Source organism: Bradyrhizobium sp. CCBAU 45384 (genome assembly GCF_028128665.1).
Lineage (GTDB): Bacteria > Pseudomonadota > Alphaproteobacteria > Rhizobiales > Xanthobacteraceae > Bradyrhizobium > Bradyrhizobium manausense.
Genome location: NZ_LBIZ01000100.1, coordinates 84,512 through 103,614, shown reverse-complemented (window position 1 = coordinate 103,614; position 19,103 = coordinate 84,512). Strand labels below are relative to the sequence as shown.

Annotated in this window: 18 protein-coding genes; 8 read left to right on the top strand and 10 right to left on the bottom strand. The window is 64.2% G+C overall.

All coding sequences use genetic code 11. The annotated features are described in order from the left end of the window. Nucleotide 1: 1 nt before the first annotated feature. On the bottom strand, nt 2-2,509 hold the full coding sequence (locus XH80_RS12170) for an alpha/beta hydrolase (protein WP_271598796.1): 2,508 nt from the start codon (nt 2,507-2,509) through the stop codon (nt 2-4). A 125-nt stretch (nt 2,510-2,634) separates the two neighbouring features. On the opposite strand from XH80_RS12170, the gene XH80_RS12165 reads away from it, so the two are divergent. The 5 genes from XH80_RS12165 to XH80_RS12145 all read left to right on the top strand — a co-directional run bounded on the left by XH80_RS12165 (nt 2,635) and on the right by XH80_RS12145 (nt 6,020). Further along, a complete protein-coding gene (locus XH80_RS12165) occupies nt 2,635-3,561 on the top strand; it encodes an alpha/beta fold hydrolase (RefSeq protein WP_271598795.1) in 927 nt (308 codons plus the stop codon). Further along, nucleotides 3,558-4,154: a hypothetical protein gene (locus XH80_RS12160; RefSeq protein ID WP_271598794.1), complete on the top strand. Its 597-nt coding sequence runs from the start codon at nt 3,558-3,560 to the stop codon at nt 4,152-4,154. Before XH80_RS12165 ends, XH80_RS12160 begins: the two co-directional genes overlap by 4 nt. A 93-nt stretch (nt 4,155-4,247) precedes the next feature. Beyond that, the gene (locus tag XH80_RS12155) at nt 4,248-4,895 is read left to right on the top strand and encodes a CoA transferase subunit A (RefSeq protein ID WP_220006516.1); all 648 of its coding nucleotides are present in this window, start codon (nt 4,248-4,250) and stop codon (nt 4,893-4,895) included. A 3-nt stretch (nt 4,896-4,898) separates the two neighbouring features. After that, nucleotides 4,899-5,549 carry a 3-oxoacid CoA-transferase subunit B gene (locus XH80_RS12150; RefSeq protein ID WP_271598793.1) on the top strand — a complete coding sequence of 217 codons (651 nt, stop codon included), beginning with the start codon at nt 4,899-4,901 and terminating at the stop codon, nt 5,547-5,549. Nucleotides 5,550-5,561: 12 nt separating this feature from the next. Continuing rightward, a complete protein-coding gene (locus XH80_RS12145) occupies nt 5,562-6,020 on the top strand; it encodes a MaoC family dehydratase (RefSeq protein ID WP_057754968.1) in 459 nt (152 codons plus the stop codon). A gap of 6 nt (nt 6,021-6,026) precedes the next feature. Here XH80_RS12145 and fabI read toward each other — a convergent pair whose 3' ends face one another. From fabI to XH80_RS12125, 4 genes are read right to left on the bottom strand one after another with little or no spacing between them, the layout of a single operon-like run. Next, nucleotides 6,027-6,815: an enoyl-ACP reductase FabI gene (gene fabI, locus XH80_RS12140; RefSeq protein ID WP_271598792.1), complete on the bottom strand. Its 789-nt coding sequence runs from the start codon at nt 6,813-6,815 to the stop codon at nt 6,027-6,029. Next, entirely contained in the window at nt 6,812-8,026 is a 1,215-nt protein-coding gene (locus XH80_RS12135; RefSeq protein WP_271598791.1) for an acetate/propionate family kinase, read from the bottom strand. The genes fabI and XH80_RS12135 overlap by 4 nt, the downstream gene beginning before the upstream one ends. 5 nt (nt 8,027-8,031) lie before the next feature. Further along, the gene (locus XH80_RS12130; RefSeq protein ID WP_442868570.1) at nt 8,032-8,994 is read right to left on the bottom strand and encodes a phosphate acetyltransferase; all 963 of its coding nucleotides are present in this window, start codon (nt 8,992-8,994) and stop codon (nt 8,032-8,034) included. 26 nt (nt 8,995-9,020) lie between these two features. Further along, nucleotides 9,021-11,243 (bottom strand): DUF3141 domain-containing protein, encoded by a 2,223-nt coding sequence (locus tag XH80_RS12125; protein WP_271598789.1) that lies wholly within the window; start codon nt 11,241-11,243, stop codon nt 9,021-9,023. Between the two features lie 176 nt (nt 11,244-11,419). Between XH80_RS12125 and XH80_RS12120 the strand changes: the two genes are divergently transcribed. Then, nucleotides 11,420-11,566, top strand: a complete 147-nt coding sequence (locus XH80_RS12120) for a hypothetical protein (protein ID WP_271598788.1) — start codon at nt 11,420-11,422, stop codon at nt 11,564-11,566. Nucleotides 11,567-11,755: 189 nt separating this feature from the next. Here XH80_RS12120 and ntrC read toward each other — a convergent pair whose 3' ends face one another. Genes ntrC through dusB form a run of 3 tightly spaced genes read right to left on the bottom strand, consistent with a single transcriptional unit; the run spans nt 11,756 to nt 15,375 of the window. Then, nucleotides 11,756-13,198 carry a nitrogen regulation protein NR(I) gene (gene ntrC / locus XH80_RS12115; protein WP_271598787.1) on the bottom strand — a complete coding sequence of 481 codons (1,443 nt, stop codon included), beginning with the start codon at nt 13,196-13,198 and terminating at the stop codon, nt 11,756-11,758. A gap of 9 nt (nt 13,199-13,207) precedes the next feature. Next, complete coding sequence (locus XH80_RS12110; protein WP_220006843.1) at nt 13,208-14,377, bottom strand: two-component system sensor histidine kinase NtrB; 1,170 nt, start codon at nt 14,375-14,377, stop codon at nt 13,208-13,210. Next, nucleotides 14,374-15,375 (bottom strand): tRNA dihydrouridine synthase DusB, encoded by a 1,002-nt coding sequence (dusB, locus tag XH80_RS12105; RefSeq protein ID WP_271598834.1) that lies wholly within the window; start codon nt 15,373-15,375, stop codon nt 14,374-14,376. Before dusB ends, XH80_RS12110 begins: the two co-directional genes overlap by 4 nt. 280 nt (nt 15,376-15,655) lie before the next feature. Here dusB and XH80_RS12100 point away from each other — a divergent pair, with 280 nt between their 5' ends. Together XH80_RS12100 and XH80_RS12095 are read left to right on the top strand one after the other, a co-directional pair. Continuing rightward, nucleotides 15,656-16,837 carry a bifunctional 2-C-methyl-D-erythritol 4-phosphate cytidylyltransferase/2-C-methyl-D-erythritol 2,4-cyclodiphosphate synthase gene (locus tag XH80_RS12100; RefSeq protein WP_271598786.1) on the top strand — a complete coding sequence of 394 codons (1,182 nt, stop codon included), beginning with the start codon at nt 15,656-15,658 and terminating at the stop codon, nt 16,835-16,837. Between the two features lie 4 nt (nt 16,838-16,841). Then, nucleotides 16,842-17,450, top strand: coding sequence for a CinA family protein (locus XH80_RS12095; RefSeq protein WP_271598785.1), 609 nt, complete (start codon nt 16,842-16,844; stop codon nt 17,448-17,450). Between the two features lie 100 nt (nt 17,451-17,550). Here the strand turns inward: XH80_RS12095 and XH80_RS12090 are convergent, their stop codons facing one another. Then, nucleotides 17,551-18,033: a type II toxin-antitoxin system RatA family toxin gene (locus tag XH80_RS12090; protein ID WP_271598784.1), complete on the bottom strand. Its 483-nt coding sequence runs from the start codon at nt 18,031-18,033 to the stop codon at nt 17,551-17,553. 6 nt (nt 18,034-18,039) lie between these two features. Continuing rightward, nucleotides 18,040-18,996 (bottom strand): lipoyl synthase, encoded by a 957-nt coding sequence (lipA, locus tag XH80_RS12085; protein WP_220006839.1) that lies wholly within the window; start codon nt 18,994-18,996, stop codon nt 18,040-18,042. Nucleotides 18,997-19,103 lie beyond the last annotated feature (107 nt).

Below are 19,103 nucleotides of genomic sequence, written 5' to 3'. Positions count from 1 at the left end.
CCTATTTGTTCAACCCTGCCGTCGGCGCCGCGCCAGGCGGGGTCGGCGCCACGGGGATGGCCGAGGCGACGGCGCCCTTGATCATGCGGTCGGTGCCGAGTGGCGATGACGTATCCACTCGTCCCCTGGTCACGAAGTCGACGACATCGGCCGAATACTCCACCGGATTGTCGGTGTGGATGAAGTGTCCGGTCTCCGGGTAGATCTTGAGCATCGGCCGGTTTCCGACATTGGTCATGCGCGTCATGAAGGGCGTGATGACGTCGCGTCCGAGATCGGTCAGCCCGTTGAAAGCGGGCGTCGGGATGAACGGCTCCTTGTCGCCGAACGCCAGGAAAATCGGCGCCTTGATCTGCGTGACCCGCTCGTAAAGGTTCTTCGGATCATCCTGCTGGAGCTCTGATCCGATCGTGTAGATATCGAAGATGAAGACGTTGCACCATTGCTCGAGCTCTTTCGGATTGCCCTTGGTGAGCCCGACGCGCTGTTCGGTGTGGAAGCGGGCATATTCGCTGTCGCTGAAGAAGTAGCCACTCTTCGCCGCCGACACCACGCCGGTGTCGGGATCACGCTTCTTGAAGTAGAAGAAGTCGCGAATGCCCTGCTCGTCACGGGCCTTCTCCGCGGCCAGAATTCCGGTCTGGTCCCAGATCTGCTTCCATTTGTCGAAATCGCGGCCGAGACCAGCCTGGAACAAAGGTGCCTTCTTGTCCTTCGCGATCGTGATGTCGCGCGGATATTCCTCGAGGCCCGACGGCGCTTCCAGCGCCAGGCCCTGCACCGCGTCCGGCCAGGTCAGCGCATAGCCCACGACGAACTGGCCCCCGAGCGAGTGGCCGAGATAATAGGCCTTCTTGACGCCGAGCTGGTTGACGACCAGATCGTAGATGGTCTCGCGCATATCCTGCATGGTGCGCGCCGGGCTCTTGTCGAGATTGCCCGGCCCCGACATGCCGTAGCCCGGCAAGTCAGGCACGATCACGCGCAGGCCGCTTCGCAGCGCGTATTGCATGATGTTGCCGTAGTGCCCGCCGAAGGCGCCCTTGCCATGGATGATGACGAGGACCTTCGGGTCCTTGTCGGTGCCGGCATACTCATCCATGTAGCCGATCTGCCAGGTATTGCCGATCTTGTCCTTGGCGTTGGCGTATTTGACCGGATAGGGATAGGTGACGAAGTCCTTCCAGAAGGATTTGCCCGGATCGATCTTCTCGGCGACTCCAGGAACACGATAATTCTTGTCGACGAACAGCTGGGCACGATCGAGCGCCGCCACGTCGTCCATGAAGGCGACGAATTTCGGATCGTTCTTGCGCTGGTTGATGATCGGAAATACGCCGTAATGGGCGACCGGACTTTCCTGCGCGATCAGGTCCGCGCCCGGCACGCGATCGACCGCCTTCTGAGCCAGCTTGAAATTCAGCCAGAGGTCATTGGTGATGTGCATCACCAGCGTGCGCGCCTGAATACGGCCGAGATACGGATTGATGTTGTGGGTCTCGCCGACCCGGTTGCGCAAGACGAGATCGACGGCGTCATAGAGCTTGGCACGATTGGTGACGTTCAGGCCCGCCTTCTCGTTCGGCGGATCCCAGTAGAAGATTTCAGGCTGTACCGCGGCCCAGTTCTGGGTCGTGCGATAGGCAAAATCGTAACCCGTCATGCCGAGGATCGACCAGCCGAAAGCGACGCCCGGCACCGGATGTTTCTCCTTGGGCAGGTTGTAATAGTCGCCCTTGGTCGCCTGCCAGACCGGATCGCCCTGGATCGCGGCAGTCATCATCTGGAAGGTCCAGTTGCCGACGGGGTCGTCGCCATCGGACTGCGTGGTGCCGCCGATCGGCATGATCGCGCTGACATATTCCGGATGCATCACGCCCCAGACATAGGTCTGCGTGCCGCCCATGGAGACACCGGTCACGAGCGCAACGCGCGCGACCTTCAGCTCGTCGCGGAGCAGGCGATAGTTTGCCTGCACCATGTCGTAGTAGCTGTATTGCGGAAACTTGATGCCGAGACCCTCGGACGGCTTGCTGGCGCCCCAGGTGCCGAGCGGATCGACCATAATGACGTAATAGCGATCGGTGTCGATCGGCCGGCCCGGTCCGATGATCGGGACGCCGCCCGAGAGTGGCGCCCCTTTGACCCACTGCTCATACATGTCGGTGGAGTCGCCGGAATAGTAGGAATTGACGACGACGGCATTGGTAATTTCGCCCTGCGCATTGCGCCGCGCGTTGCCGATCGCGATGTAGCTGGTGTGCAGCTTGCCCGCACCGAGCGATTCCAGCGTGACGCCGCCCTCGCCGCCGAGCTCAAATTTCGAGGGATCGGACAGATCATACTTGCCGCCAATCTTGAAGTTGGCGATCTCGTAGGTCTTTTTCAAACCATCATGTTGCACTTGCGACGAACGCCGCGTGAAAGGTTGTGCAACTGCGAGCGATGTGCCGACGAGCAGCAGGATGAGGCCGACGAGGCTGCGCCTTACGAATCCAGTCCCGATCATGATGGAGCCTCCCTTGCATTTTGACGGGACGCTAGACAGCTCGATCGGGCGAGCTTTGATCTAACTCAATGGAATGCGGCCCGTCGGATGAAGGATCGCGCAGTCGAAAACTGCTGGCGAACGCAATGCCCTTCCTCAGTCATGGCTCGTACCGGATCCGCTATGAGATTGATGGACCGGCAGACGCCCCCGCCTATGTGCTGGTGAATGGGCTTACGCAATATGCCGAGCTGTGGGCGGCCTACCGTGATGCGCTGCTGGCCCGGCATTTTCGCGTCGCCACATTCGACCTGCTCGGCCAGGGCGTCTCGGACAAGCCGGCGCTATTCATCAATCAGGACGATCATGTCGCCGTGCTCCACCGACTGATCGGCACGCTCGGCGACGGACCCGTGTTCCTCAGCGGTATCAGCTTCGGCGGTCTGATTGCGCTGCGCTATGCCATCGAACACGGCAAGCGTCTCTCCGGGCTGGTGCCGATGAGCTGTTTTGCCGAGCTGTCGCCGCAGCTGCTTTTGATCGGCAACGCGCTGCGTACCGGTCTCATCCTCGGCGGCACCAGCTACCTGCAGGACCTGCTGTTGCCAATGAACCTGTCTGACCGGTGGCTGAAGCCGCTGCTGGACAAGCTCGACGGCGTCAAGCGACAGGGTTGGCTCGTCAACGACGTCTATGCCCTGCAAAACCTGATGGAGTCCTTTCTGGACTTCCATCCGATCACCTCGCAGCTCTCGTCCATCGCCGTCCCGACTATGATCCTGAATGGCGAATTCGACTTCCTGACTCCCCGCTGCCTGCACGAGACGCTCCGCGTCGAAATCCCCGACAGTGCGCTGGTGATCATTCCGGAGGCCTATCACGCCTTCACCCTCGAGAAGGGGGCGCTCACCGCAGACCTGCTCGCGCGCTTTGCCGAGGACGTGCTGGCCGGGCGCTGGCAGGGCAACAAGGCCGTCTTGATCGCGGCCGGCGAGCCCGGCGGCGAGCTCTCGCCGTTTCCGGCCGGCTACGACCACCTGCGCGCGATTCCCGTGCAGAGGCCCTCGCCATGAGCGGCTTCCTCGGCCCGCTCGATGCTGACGGTCGGGTGCCGCCGCAGCAGCAGACGCGCGTGGCTGCCTTCCTGATCTCGGCGCATGGAGCGCTCGCGCGGCAGTTTGCTCTGGCGCTGCCGTTGCGGATCGAGGCTGCCTGGCAGACCGAATTGAACGCGCAGTTCTATCGCGAGTCCGAGATCGTCTCGTTGCTGCAGCGCGCGACCATTTGGGTGCCGGATATCGCCCTGGGCTACATGGCCGCTTCGTGGGAGGCGGCCTGGCTTCCTCCACCAACCGGATTGACTGGGGATCGCAGCCTTGCGCCATCAGTCAATCTCGCCACGCTTGCGCACGCCGTTCACGCCGCCATTCGCCCGGCAGCGCTGCTGCCGACCGAGGCCAGTCCGGCCGATCCCTTCGTCCTGGCGCTGCGGCGCATCGAGTTCGAGAGCGGTCGTTTGCTCCAGGCGCAAATCCTGTTCCTGAAAGGGCCTGAGCTCTTGCCCTTCCGCGATGCCGTCAGCGCGGCGCTGGAGCAGCGGCACAATGAGGTGCGCAGGCTCTGGCGCGAGATGCTGGCAAGCATCGGCATCGACCCACGCGAATGATCGGAAGCCTTGACGCAGATCAACGATGGCAATCTGTCGTCCCGGAACATCAGTCCATCACCATGTCCGCTTCCGCCGATCGGAGTTCCATCGATGAAGGCCGTTTCCATCGAAGAAGCAGTTGCGATGATCCCCGCCGGTGCAAGCCTCATGGTCGGAGGATTCATGGGCGTTGGAACGCCGGAACGCCTGCTCGACGAACTCGTGCGGCAGAAGAAGACCGGGCTGACCCTGATTTGCAATGATGCGGCCACCCCGGGAAAGGGTGTCGGCAAGCTGTTCGATGCGGCGCTGGTCGCTCGCTTGACCGCCACCCATATCGGCCTCAATCCCAAGGCGCAGCAACAGATGCTGGCGAACCAGATTGCCGTCGATCTCGTCCCGCAGGGTACCTTCGTCGAGCGCATTCGCGCAGGCGGATGCGGTCTCGGCGGGGTTCTGACCCCCACGGGGGTCGGCACGTTGGTTGCTGAAGGCAAGCGTGAGATCGAGGTCCACGGTAAGCCATTCCTGCTGGAGACCGCGCTGCGAGCGCAGTTCGCGCTGGTGCATGCATTCCTCGCCGACTATCTCGGCAACCTCGCCTACGCGCTGACGTCGCGCAATTTCAATCCCGTCATGGCGATGGCTGCCGACACGGTCATCGTCACCGCGGAGAACATCGTGCCCGTCGGCGTCATCGCACCCGATCACGTCGTGACCCCGGCACCGCTCGTCGACTACCTCATCACCAACGGGTGACACATGGACCCGCAGATCATCATCGCCCGGCGCGTCGCCAAGGAGCTGAGAAGCGGCAATCTCGTCAATCTCGGCATCGGAATCCCGACCCTGGTCGCAAACTACGTCCCATCCGATCTCAAAGTCTTCTTCCAATCAGAGAACGGGTTGATCGGCACCGGCCCAATTCCGGAGCAAGGCATGGAGCACCCGACGCTCACCGATGCCGGCGGCCGTCCGATCAGTGCGCTGCCGGGCGCGGCCACCTTCGACAGCGCGATGTCGTTCGGGCTGATCCGCGGCGGCCATGTCGACGTGACCGTGCTCGGAGGCCTCCAGGTAGATAGCTCCGGCCATCTCGCCAACTGGATGATCCCGGGCAAGATGGTGCCCGGCATGGGCGGCGCGATGGATCTCGTGACGGGTGCCAAGCGCGTCGTCGTCGCCATGCAGCATGCGGCCAAGGGCAAGTCCAAGATCGTCGCCAAATGCACGCTGCCGCTGACCTCGGCGCGGCCCGTGGATCTGGTCGTCACCGACATGGCGGTGATCGGCTTTCCCGGCGGCAAGGCCACTCTGCTGGAAACCGCGCCCGGCGTCACCGTCGGTGAGGTCCTGGCGGTGACCGAAGCCGAGCTGGCGATCCCTGAAACCGTGCCGGAGATGAAGATCTGACGAGGCCAGGCCATGCGGATATTCAGCGATTTCGACGACATCAAATCCGCCATCGGGACCGAGATCGGTGTCAGCGACTGGGTCGAGGTGTCGCAGGATCGCATCAACCAGTTCGCGGCGGCGACCTGCGACGAGCAGTGGATCCATGTCGATCAGGAACGCGCGGCTAAGGAAATGCCTGGCGGCAAGACCATCGCCCACGGCCTGCTCTCGCTGGCGCTCGCGCCCCTCTTCATCCGCTCCGTGATCGGCCTGAAAGGCTTGCGCAACACGCTGAATTACGGCGCCGATCGCATCCGTTATCTGGCACCGGTTCCGGCCGGCTCAAAGCTGCGCGGCCGCGTCACCGTTGCGGAAGCCGAGGACGTGCCGCCGGACGGCCTGCGCGTCAACTATCACCTCGTCATTGAGATCGAGGGCGGCAAGAGGCCCGCCTGCGTCGCTGAGCTCATCGCCTTGCATTATCGTTGAGCGCGTTCAATCGATGATGTGATAGCCACCATCGATATAGAGCACCCCGCCGGTGATCAGCTTGGCGCCGTCGAGCGCGAGGAAAGCGGTGGCATTGCCGACATCGTCGATGCTGACGAGGCTGCGCGATGGCGCCTTTGACTGCGCCTTGTCCATCAGCTCGTCGAATTCAGGAATGCCGGAGGCAGCACGGGTCGCCAGCGGTCCCGGCGAGATTGCGTGGACGCGGATGCCCTTCGGACCCAGCTCGGCCGCGATGTAGCGGACGGAGGCTTCGAGCGCGGCTTTGGCGACGCCCATCACGTTGTAATTCTCCACCACCATCTGGCTGCCGTAATAGGTCATGGTGAACAGCGTGCCGCCGTTCTTCATCAAGGGTTCGGCGAGATGGGCCATCCGCATGAACGACCAGCACGAGACGTCCATGGTCTTGAGGAAGCCGTCGCGACCGACGTCGACGACGCGGCCATGCAGCGCCTCCTTGGGCGAGAAGGCGATGGAATGGAGCAGGAAATCGAGCTGGCCCCACTCGGTCGCGATGCGCTCGAATACCGCCTCGGTCTGGCCCTCGACCATCACGTCCATCGGCATGAAGATCGGCGCCTCCAGCGCCTGGGCCAGCGGCTCGACATGCTTCTTGGCGCGGTCGTTCAAATAAGTCACGGCGAGATCCGCACCGAGCGCGCGGAACGCTCGCGCGCATCCCCAGGCGATCGACTGGTCGTTGGCGATGCCGACGATCAGCCCCTTCTTCCCCTTGAGCGCCACCTTGCTGTCCGGAAATACGGGGATCATGACACCCTCTCAGATCTTGTGTTGTGCGATTGGCCGTTCATCAGCAGCGACAGCGTGTGCTGGGCGATCATCAGCTCCTCGTCGGTCGGAACGACATAGACGGGAATGCGGCTGTCGGCATGGGAGATGAGGCGCGCATGGCGGGCATTCTCGCCTGCATCGAGCACCGCGCCGAGCCATTCGAGCCTGGCAGCAACGCGCGCGCGGATCGATGCGGAGTTCTCGCCGATACCGGCGGTGAACACGAAGGCATCAAGCCCTTGCAGCGCCGCAGCAAGCATTCCGGTGTTGAGGGCGATGCGGTAGACGAAATAGTCGATCGCGAGCCTTGCTTGCGGATCGTTGCTGGCCTCCAGCTCGCGCATGTCGTTGCTGATGCCGGAAAGGCCCTTCAGGCCACATTCGCGGTAGAGGAAGTCCTGCACTTTCGCTGGCGGCATGCCCTTCTCGGAGATCAGATAAATCAGCACGCCGGGATCGATCTGTCCGGGTCGCGTTCCCATCGGCAGGCCGTCCAGCGCCGTGAAGCCCATGGTGCTCTCGACGCTGCGGCCCTCCTTGAGCGCGCACATCGAGGCGCCGCTGCCGAGATGGGCGACGATCACGCGCTGCTTGGCGATCGCGGGCGCGACATTCGGCAGCGTTCGGGCGATGTACTCGTAGGACAGGCCGTGGAATCCGTAGCGCCTGACGCCCTCGGCGTGAAGCTGATGCGGAATGGCATAGTGATCTGCGACGGCATCATGGTTGCGGTGAAAGGCGGTGTCGAAGCATGCCACCTGCGGCAGCTCCGGAAAATTCGCCAGCAATGAGCGGATCGGTGCGAGATTGTGCGGCTGGTGCAGCGGCGCCAGAGAAACAAATCGTTCGAGACGGGACACGACGCCATGGTCGATCAGGACCGGCTTTGAATAGTCCGGGCCGCCATGCACGACGCGGTGACCGACCGCGATGGGCGTGACCTGGAGCTCGTTGCGCAGCCAGTCTCCGGCAACGGCCATTGCCGAGGGAACGTCGGGCACGGCCTCGATCGGATAGGCGCGATCGGCCAGGGACTGCCCGCCGGCGTCGCCGGCGCGCAGGCGTGGCCGGCTGCCGATGCCGTCCATCTGCCCCTTGATCTGCCGGCGCAGCCTGGCCTCGCCTTCGATCGAGTAGACCTGAAACTTGACGCTTGAGGAGCCGGCATTGACGACGAGGATGGTGTCCATGGCGGTCACGCGGCGACTGTCGGCGCGTGCTGGCGCCGGGCTGATGCGTAAAGCGCTGCGACCGCGCAGGACGCCATGCGCGCGCGCGGCGAGTCCGCGCGCGAGGTCAGTACGACCGGCACCCGTGCGCCCAGCACGATGCCGGCGCCATCGGCCTTGGCGAAATAAGCGAGGTTCTTGGCCAGCATGTTGCCGGCTTCGAGGTCCGGAACCATCAGGATCTGGGCTCGTCCCGCGACCTCGGAGACGATGCCCTTGATCCGCGCGGCCTCCGGGTCGATGGCGTTGTCGAATGCCAGCGGGCCGTCGAGCATGCCGTCGGTGATCTGGCCACGATCGGCCATCTTGCAGAGCGCCGCGGCCTCGATCGTGGACGGGATCTTCGAGGTGACCGTTTCGACTGCCGACAGGATTGCAACCCGCGGCGTCTTGCCGAAGCCGGCCTGGTTGTAGAGATCGATCGCGTTCTGGATGATGTCGCGCTTGGCATCGAGATCGGGGAAGATGTTGATCGCGGCATCGGTCACGAAAATCGTCTCGGCGTAGGCAGGCACGTCCATGACGAAGACATGGCTGATGCGCCTGTCGGTGCGCAGGCCGCCCGTCTTCGCCGTGACGGCGCGCATCAGTTCGTCCGTATGCAGGCTGCCCTTCATCAGCAGCTCGCCCCTGGCGGCATGGATCAGCTCGACACCCTTGGCCGCCGCATCCTCGCTGTGCGCGGCGTCGACGATCTCGAATCCGGACACGTCGAGGTCGAATTTTGCGGCCGTGTCCCTGATCTTCTTTTCGGGCCCGACCAGGATCGGCCGGATGATGCCCGCGCTGGCGCTGTCGACGGCACCGCGGAGCGAGGTCTCGTCGCAGGGGTGCACGACGATGGTCGGTGTCGCCGGCACCGCCTGCGCCGCCGCGATCAGCCGGTCGTACTTGCTGCCGGTCTTGTGCATCGTATTGGCCGACATCATGTCGCTCCCGTTTCCGCCAATCCGCGCTACGACGCCCGGGCCTGCGAGTCGAAAGGGGCGACGTTCGACATTGTCTCGCCCTCCCCGTCGAGGCCAAACAGCCCGGCAACACGGCTCAAGCGATTGGCGCGCTCGCCCGTGATCTCCTCGCTCGCCGACAACACCTCGCGCATCGCCGCGAAGGCCGCGCGCCGCTGGTTCATATCGGCGGGCAACAGGCTTGGGATGGCCGCCAACGCGCCCTCCCGGTCCAGCAGCAGCATGAAGAACTGCTCGCGCACCAGCATCTTGAATTCGGACAGCGTCATCCGGGGGCCGGCATGGTCGCGCCTGACCTGACGGAGCGCCTCGATGCTGCGCTCGTCCACCATGCCGCGCGCGGAGCCGACATAGAGCAGCGCGCGGATGGAGGCTTCACGGAGACCACCCTCGCCGATCTTCGCCTTCAATTCCGCAATGCGCTTTTCGAGCATGGCGCGATGCTCGTCCGACATCTCGCGGCGGCGCGACGGCACGGAATTGGGATCGATGCCGACCGCGGCCTGCAGCGCAGGTGAGCCATAGACGTTGAGGAAGATGGTCTCGCTGAGCGCCTCCTGGGTGTCGCGCCAGCTATCGAGCGCGTGCACGATCTGCTTCGAGATCTGCTCCTGGAAGGCCAGGAACGGATTGTCCTTCGACACCGGCCGGCGCTTCTCCTCGACACGATCGGCGGCCGCTTTCACCGTGGACATCCAGGGATTCTGGCTGCTGAACGCCTCGTACTGCATCCGCAACGGATGCATGTTGCGCGCCCAATCCGCCACCTGCGGCGTCACCATCTTCTTGACCCAGGGCTGCACGAATTTCTGATAGGCCGCCAGATTGAGCTCGGAGATGCGCTTGGCGGCCGCGAACCGCCGCTCGTCCTCGGGGGAATTGCCGCCCATCGCCCTGATGTCGTCGAGCGTTCGTGCCTCGCAGCGCATCACCCATTGCCCGGCCGCAAGATCGGCATTGAGCGTCTCGTCGCCCCTCGCCTCGAACGTCGCCTCGTAAAGCCCGGGGGGCAGCACGTCGATCAGGTCGATATTGCTGGAGAACTCGGCGTGCTCCTTCTTGGCGACGCCGCCGGACACGAAGATGCCGAGATGGCCGATGCTGTCGTGAACGGTGTAGACGATGGTCTGGCCATAGGCCCTGATCTCGTCGACATCGGCATAACAGTCGAGAATCCAGTCCAGCGCCTGCTGCGGCGGGGTGACATTGTCGCCCTTGGAGCAGAACACCACGATCGGCGAACGGATGTTGCGCAGATCGACCTTCTGGCCATCGGACATCTCGATGCGGCCGGCCGCGAGATTGTTGCCGATGAAGAGCTCGTCGACGATGAACTGGATCTCTTCCGCATTGAGGTTGACGTGGCCCCCCCACCAGCGCTCGAAATCGAGATAGCGCTCGGCCTCGGTGTCGACCTTGGAATAGACGTTGTATTGCTTGGTCCAGAGCGTGTTCGAGGGGTTCTGGTTCTCGAAATTCTGCACCAGCCAGGCGCCGTCGAACTTGCCGGCGCCGAGATCGCTGGCGAGCGCGGTGAGCCAGCTTCCGCCCAACAGGCCACCCGAATAGCGCATCGGATATTTGCCGTGGACGCCTGCCCAATACGCGAGCGGCGCGCCGGCAATGATCAGCGGACCGAACAGTTCCGGCCGCAGCGATGCCAGGATCATGACCGCCCAGCCGGCCTGACAATTGCCGATGACGCATGGCTTGCCGTCGGCCTCGGGGTGACGGTTGATGACAGTTTCAAGAAACTTCGCTTCCGCCCGCGCGATGCGCTCGATCGTCTGGCCCGGCATGGGTTCGGGCAGGAACCCGATGAAATAACAGGGATGCCCGGCCTTCATCGCGACGCCGATCTCGCTGTCCGCCTTGAAGCCGCCGATGCCGGGGCCATGGCCTGCGCGCGGATCGACCACGACGAATGGTCGCCGGGTCATGTCGATCGTGACGTCCTTGGGCGGGATGATGCGCACCAGCGCGTAATTGACGGGCTCATCCAGCGTGCGACCGTCGGTGATTAATTCGGCAGCATATTGCAGCACATGCGGTGCGGTCTGCGCGACATGCTCGCGATATTGGTCGCCGCGCTGGCGCATGATGTCCAGGAACAGCACGCTGCGCTGGCCGGCATCGACCAGATATTCCACGGCCGAGGCGACCAGCCCTGACATGGGACCATCAGGCAGCTTCAAATGTTCCATTGCCATGTTCGACCTCGTCGTGGGTGCGAGGTCATTCAAGGCGAGCCGCCACGGCTCACGTTGACATAGGTCAACGGTGGGCGACTTGCGCGCGCCGCCGCTACGCGGAACCCTGTGAAGAAGAGGCAAGAAGACCGAGGTCGACGGCGGGAACGGATTGCAGCCTTTCCGGCTTAACCGGAATGGACAGATTCTTCCTCGCAACGATGGTTTCGGCGGTGTTGCTGCTGATCGTGGCCTCTGACCTCCTGGTCAACGGGCCAAGCAGGCAGGACCCGACCGTGGAGATGGCCAATATCCAGCCAGTCGCAGCGCGCCTGCTCAGATAGGCGCGAGGTGGCGTGCTGCGACGGCATGACGACAATTCGAATGTTCTAGCGGAACATATCAGCCCTATCAGGACTTCTGTCCTCCGCGCCTGCCACGAACAGCCAGCGCGATCCGGACAGGCTCAGCTCCGCTGTGGTAGGGGAGCTGAGCCACTCCTGCGCATATGCGCTCGGCGTTTGTCGCTGGGACTAGCCCCCGCTCCTGTACACCTGGATATCGAGATCCCGGATCTTCTTCCGCAGCGTGTTGCGGTTGAGGCCGAGCAGATCGGCGGCGCGGATCTGGTTGCCGCGGGTCGCGGCGAGCGCGGCCGTGAGCAGCGGTACCTCGATCTCCTTGAGGATGCGGTGATAGAGGCCGGGCGGCGGCACGCCGTTCGGGAAGCCCTGGAAGTGCGATGAGAGATAGGCTTCCACCGCGCCGCCAAGATTGTCGACACCTTGCTGGACCGCGGCCCCCGGACTGACCGAAGGCGGCGCCAGCTCGCCGTCGATGACGGAGGCGGTGATCACGTCCTGCGGGTAGAGCGCGGCGAGGCGACGGGCGAGGTTCTCCAGCTCGCGCACGTTACCGGGCCAGCGGTGCTGCTTCATCCGCTCCAGCGCCAGCGCATCGAGCTTCTTCGGCGGCAAGCCGTCCTTCTCGGCCAGCGCGAAGAAGTGACGCACGAGATCCGGAAGATCCTCGATGCGCTCGCGCAAGGGCGGCAGCCGCAGCGGCACGACGTTGAGGCGGAAGAACAGGTCCTCGCGGAACAGGCCCTGCTGGATCAAGACGCGCAGATCCTTGTTGGAGGCCGCAACGATGCGCACGTCGGTCTTGATCGGGGTGCGGCCGCCCACCGTGGTGTATTCGCCCTGCTGCAGCACGCGCAGCAGGCGGGTCTGTGCCTCCATCGGCATGTCGCCGATCTCGTCGAGGAACAGCGTGCCGCCTTCGGCCTGCTCGAAGCGGCCGGACGCACGCGTGTTGGCACCGGTGAAGGCGCCGCGCTCATGGCCGAACAGCTCGGATTCGATGAGGTCGCGCGGGATCGCCGCCATGTTGACCGCGACGAACGGGCCGTTGCGGCGCTTGCCGTAATCGTGCAATGCGCGCGCCACCAGCTCCTTGCCGGTGCCGGACTCGCCCGTGATCATCACGGTGAGGTCGGTCTGCATCAGACGCGCGAGCACGCGGTAGATTTCCTGCATCGCCGGCGAGCGGCCGACCAGCGGGATCGCCTCCATCTCTGCGTCATCGTCCGGCGACGAGACGCGTTCCTTCGGCTCGGCCAGCGCGCGGCCGACGATCGCGATCAGCTCCTTCAGGTCGAAGGGCTTTGGCAGATATTCATAGGCACCGCGCTCGGAGGCACGGATCGCCGTCATGAAGGTGTTTTGCGCGCTCATGACGATGACCGGCAAATTCGGCCGCATCTTCTTGATCCGCGGCAACAGGTCGAAGGCGTTTTCGTCCGGCATCACCACGTCGGTGATGACGAGATCGCCCTCCCCCTGGCTGACCCAGCGCCATAGCGTCGCGGCGTTGCCGGTCAGCCTGACTTCATACCCGGCCCGGGAAAGTGCCTGGTTGAGAACCGTGCGGATGGCGGTGTCGTCATCAGCGACGAGAATGCTACCTGCGGGCATTGTTAATCCTCATTTTGCCCCCTGTGATGCAGACGACGACTTCCCGGCAGAGCCGTCGCGACTGCTGTGATCTGTGTGTTTGACCGATGTCGAGTACATCGGCATCAGCACGCGGAAGGTGGTCTTGCGCGGCTGAGACTCGCATTCGATGATGCCGCCGTGATCGCCGACGATCTTGGCGACCAGAGCAAGACCGAGGCCAGAGCCGGTCTGCTTGGTGGTCACGAACGGGTCGAACAAATTGGGCAGAAGATCGTCCGGCACGCCTGGTCCATTGTCCCGCACGCAGAATTCGAGCGGCAGGGATACCCGGGATTTTTGACCGGGAACTGACAGGCGCACGCCGGGGCGGAACGCGGTGGTAAGCTGAATCTCGGCGTCGGGGACGTCGATCAAGGCTTCCGCGGCATTCTTCACCAGATTGAGGAACACCTGAATCAGCTGGTCCTGGTTGGCCAGCACCGGGGGGAGCGAAGGATCATAGTCCTCGATGAGGCGGATGTTGCGGGCAAAGCCCGACTGCGCCAGCCGCTTCACGTGATCGAGCACGGAGTGGATGTTGACGGGACCGCGCACCACGGGGCGCTCGTCGCCGAACACTTCCATGCGATCGACCAGCGTGACAATGCGGTCGGCCTCGTCGCAGATCAGGCGGGTCAACATGCGGTCTTCGGAGGATGCCTGCTGCTCCAGGAGCTGCGCCGCGCCGCGGATGCCGGAGAGCGGATTCTTGATTTCATGCGCGAGCATCGCTGCTAGCGCTATCACCGAGCGCGCAGCGCTGCGGTGGGTGAGCTGGCGGTCCATCTTGTCGGCGATGGAGCGCTCCTGGAGCATCACGACGATATGGCCGGGCCGCTCGGTGAGCGGGGCGACATGCAGATCGACCTGGCGATCGCCGCCCATGCGCGGCGTGCCCAGATCGACCTTGTATTCGTTGACCGGCGAGTTCGACGACCGCACCTGGTCGATCAGCGCCAGCAAGGGGCTGCCGAACGGCACCAGCTCTTTCAGCGACTGCCGCTTCAGGAACTGCGTCGAGATATCGAAGAAGGCTTCGGTCGCAATATTGGCGGCGACGATCTTGCCGTCCGGCCCGATCAACAGCACGGGATTGGGCAAGGCATCGAGGATCGCCTCGCTGTCGGCGGGTTTGCGATGGTCCGCGGCTGAGCTCATGCAGCAGCGCTCCATGCAAAATCGTCGAAGGCATCCTGTAGCGATCGGTGGACCAGGCCCGGATCCTCGGAGGTCAAGATCTTCTGGCGCCAGGCCTTCAGCGTCGGGGCTGGCGCACCGCTGGCGTCGGCCGCGACATCGAGCGCCCAGCCAAGATGTTTGCGCGCATGCTTGAGCCCGACCCGCAGGCCATAGAGTGCGCAGACGCCCTCATAAAGCGTGCGGACATAGTGCAGCTGCGTCGCGAGCGAGGGCGTGGCTTCAGCCGCCCCACCCTTCAGCCGTCGCCCGATTTCGCCGGGCAGCCAGGGCTGGCCGTTGGCGCCGCGACCGATCATCACGGCATCGGCGCCGGAGGCCTCGAGCGCCGCGAGGGCCTTGTCGTAAGAGGTGATGTCGCCATTGACGACGAGCGGAATCGAGATGGCCTCGCGCACGGCGCGGATCGCATCCCAATCGGCCTCGCCCTTGTAGAACTGGCAACGGGTGCGGCCGTGAACGGTGACGAGCCTGACGCCGGCGGCCTCCGCGCGCCGCGCTAGCTCCGGCGCGTTGCGGGTGCGATCGTCCCAGCCGAGCCGCATCTTCAGCGTCACCGGCACTTTCACCGCTGATATCGTCGCCTCGATCAGGCCGACGGCGTGATCGAGATCGCGCATCAGGGCCGAGCCTGATTGGCCGCCGGTGACGTGACGGGCCGGACAGCCCATGTTGATATCGATGATGTCGGCGCCCTCGGCCTCGGCAATCCGGGCGCCCTCCGCCATCCAATGCGCCTCGCAGCCGGCGAGCTGGACCACATGGGGCCCAACCCCGGTCGCTTCGCAGCGCAACCGCGACATCCGGTGACCATTGGCGAGCTCGTCACTGGCCGTCATTTCGGAGACGACCAGGCCGGCCCCCAGCTCAGCGGCCAGACGGCGGACGGGTGAGTCCGTCACTCCCGACATCGGTGCCAGGAAGACCGGACTGGCGATTTCAATATCGCCTATTTTCAACGGCTTAGAGCCTGATACTGCCGAGCCGGTCACGGGGGTCTCGTTGCCTGGGCAGCGCCTCATCGCGCCTGCCATGATCTATCTTGCGCACAATTCTTGTGCAGTCAAGCGCCATGCCTACAGTTTAGACAGTTCTGCAGATCTTTCAAGTGCAGTGCAGCAAAATGCTGAATCCCACAATCCCGGGAAACCCCCTTTTTTTGCGGGCCTGCCGTGCTAGAGGCATGCCGGCAATCACCTCACTCCGACTCTTCCCTTAGCAGTTGAATATTTGAGTCCTATGGCGAAATCACAGCGCACCGCAGTCGTTCTCGTCGCGGCCGGACGTGGCCTGCGCGCAGGCGCCGGTGGCCCCAAGCAATATCAAGAGATCGGCGGCGTGCCCGTGATCTACCGCGCCATGGAGGCGTTCAGCACCCATCCCGAAGTATCAGCCGTGCAGCCGGTGGTGAACCCTGATGACAGCGCCATGTTCACGGCGGCGGTCGCAGGCCTCAAGCACGAGGCACCGGCCAATGGCGGCGCGACGCGCCAGGCTTCGGTGCTGGCGGGTCTCGAAGCGCTGGCGCAGCACCAGCCCGACATCGTCCTGATTCATGACGCCGCGCGTCCGTTCGTCTCGGCGGGCGTGATCTCGCGCGCGATCGAGGCGGCCAGCCGCACCGGCGCGGCCATCCCCGTCGTCCCCGTCACCGATACCATCAAGGTCACGAGCGCTGACGGCGATGTCGAGGACACGCCGGACCGCGCGCGTTTGCGAGTAGCCCAGACGCCGCAATCCTTTCGTTTCGATGTCATCCTCGAGGCGCATCGTCGCGCGGCCAAGGACGGACGATCTGATTTCACCGATGATGCCGCGATCGCCGAATGGGCGGGATTGACGGTTGCGACCTTTGAAGGCGATGTTGCCAATATGAAGCTGACCACACCCGAGGATTTCGTGCGCGAGGAAGCGCGCCTGGCCAGCCTGCTCGGTGATATCAGGACCGGCACCGGCTACGACGTGCACGCCTTCGGCGAAGGCGACCATGTCATGCTCTGCGGCGTGCGCGTGCCGCACACGAAAGGCTTTCTGGCTCATTCCGACGGTGACGTCGGCCTGCATGCCCTGGTCGATGCGATTCTCGGCGCGCTCGCCGACGGCGACATTGGTTCGCACTTCCCGCCGAGCGATGCGAAGTGGAAGGGCGCCTCCTCCGACCAGTTCCTGAAATACGCCATCGAGCGCGTCACCGCGCGCGGCGGCCGTATCGCCAATCTCGAGGTCACCATGATCTGCGAGCGACCGAAGATCGGCCCGCTGCGTGACGTCATGCGCGCGCGCATCGCCGAGATCTCAGGCGTCGACATCTCCCGCGTCGCGGTGAAGGCAACCACCAGCGAGCGGCTCGGCTTCACCGGCCGCGAGGAAGGCATCGCGGCCACCGCGAGCGCCACCGTCCGCCTGCCCTGGAGCGCGTAGGATCATGGGAGGCAGCGACGCACGCGCCCTCTCCCGCTCGCTGCTCGATTTGTGCCGGATGCGCAAGCTGACGATCGCGACCGCCGAGTCCTGTACCGGCGGCCTCGTCGCCGGCGCACTCACCGACATCCCCGGCTCGTCCGACGTCATTGACCGCGGCTTCGTCACCTATTCCAACGACGCCAAGCGCGCGATGCTGGGCGTCGAGGCCAGCACGCTTGCCAATTTCGGCGCGGTCAGCAAGGAGACCGCGACCGCAATGGCAGTCGGTGCGCTTGAACGGGCGGACGTCGATCTTGCCGTTGCGATCACCGGCATCGCGGGTCCCGGCGGCGCCACGCCGGGCAAGCCGGTCGGCCTCGTGCATTTCGCCGCTGCCGCGCGCGACGGCCGCATCATCCATCGCGAGCAGCGCTTCGGCGCGATCGGCCGCACCGCGGTGCGCCAGCGTTCGGTGGTCGAAGCGCTGCGCATGCTGATGGAGCTCGCCCGTGGCCCGCAAGTCGCGGCCAAGCCGCAACGCGCCGCCGCGAGCCGCCTGCGTCCCCGCGTGACGCGCACGCCGCGCCGGCATGCGGCAAAGCGCAGGCCGCCACGATCACCGAGGGGATAGCAAGTCCCGCAGACCGGATGAAGCGCAGCGCAATCCGGGACTTTTATGTTCGCGGAGGGAATCCCGGATTGCGCTGCGCTCCATCCGGGCTACAAGCAAACTACGACGACGCCAGCTTCGGCCGGCCATAGATCGCATCCGCCCTTTTTTCGAATGCGGTTGAAAACCGCGCAAACGCGGCGTCAAACATCGAGCCCATCAGCATTGCCAGCATGCGACTCTTGAATTCATAGGCGAGGAAGAAGCCGACGTCGCAGAATTCATTGCCGTTCTGCTGGCCCTTCGGCTCGAAGGTCCAGCGGTTTTCGAGATTACTGAACGGGCCTTGCAGATATTCGACCAGGATTTTCAGATTGGCGCGGTCGAGCGTCACGCGGCTGGTGAAGGATTCCTTGACCAGCTTGAACGACACCGTCATGTCGGCGACCAGCACCTCGGTGCCGTCAGGCTTGGCCATGCGCTGGCGGATCTTCAGTGCGCTGCACAGGGGCACGAATTCCGGGTAACGCTCGACGTCGGCGACCAGATCAAACATCTCGGATGCGCTGTGATTGACACGGCGCTTGCTCGAAAATCGGGGCATATCGGTTCAGCGCGCGGTCGCAGCCCGCGCGGCCTTCAGTCTCGCAAAGTCCTCGCCGGCGTGATGCGACGAGCGGGTCAGCGGGCTCGCCGACACCATCAGGAAGCCCTTGGTATAGGCAACCTTTTCGTAAGAGCTGAACTCGTCGGGCGGCACGTAGCGCATCACGGCGTGATGCTTGCGGGTCGGCTGGAGATATTGCCCGATGGTCAGGAAATCGACGTCGGCCGAGCGCAGATCGTCCATCACCTGCTGCACCTCGTGGCGCTCCTCGCCGAGGCCGACCATGATGCCGGACTTGGTGAAGATGGCGGGATCGAGCTCCTTGACCCGCTGCAGCAGCCGGATCGAGTGGAAATAGCGCGCACCCGGCCGCACCGTGAGATAGCGCGACGGCACGGTCTCGAGATTGTGGTTGAAGACGTCGGGCCGCGCGGCCACGACGACTTCGAGCGCCCCCTCCTTGCGCAGGAAGTCCGGCGTCAGGATCTCGATCGTCGTCGAGGGACAGGCAGCGCGGATTGCGCGGATGGTCTGGGCAAAGTGCTCGGCGCCGCCGTCGGCGAGATCGTCGCGGTCGACGGAGGTGATGACCACGTGAGCGAGACCCAGCTTGGCGACAGCCTCGGCGACGTTCTGCGGCTCGGCCGCATCCAGCGCGTTGGGCAGGCCGGTCTTGACATTGCAGAAGGCGCAGGCCCGGGTGCAGGTGTCACCCATGATCATGAAGGTCGCGTGCTTCTTGTCCCAGCACTCGCCGATGTTCGGGCAGCCCGCCTCCTCGCACACCGTGTGCAGGCCGTTGGCGCGCACGATATTGCGGGTGTCGGCATAGCCGCGGGTGTTGGGCGCGCGCACGCGGATCCAGTCCGGCTTCGGCGGCGAAGCGGAATCAGGACGATTCACCTTCTCGGGGTGGCGCGGGCGCAGCGGGTTCGTGATGGTATCGACAATAACGACCATGATCTGTCCGGTCTGTTCAGGTCCTACCTAGTCGGTCTGGCTGCTTGCCGCAACCCGGCTCGCGCCGCTTCAGGGAACATGGCAGATATGGGCAATATCCTGCTCAG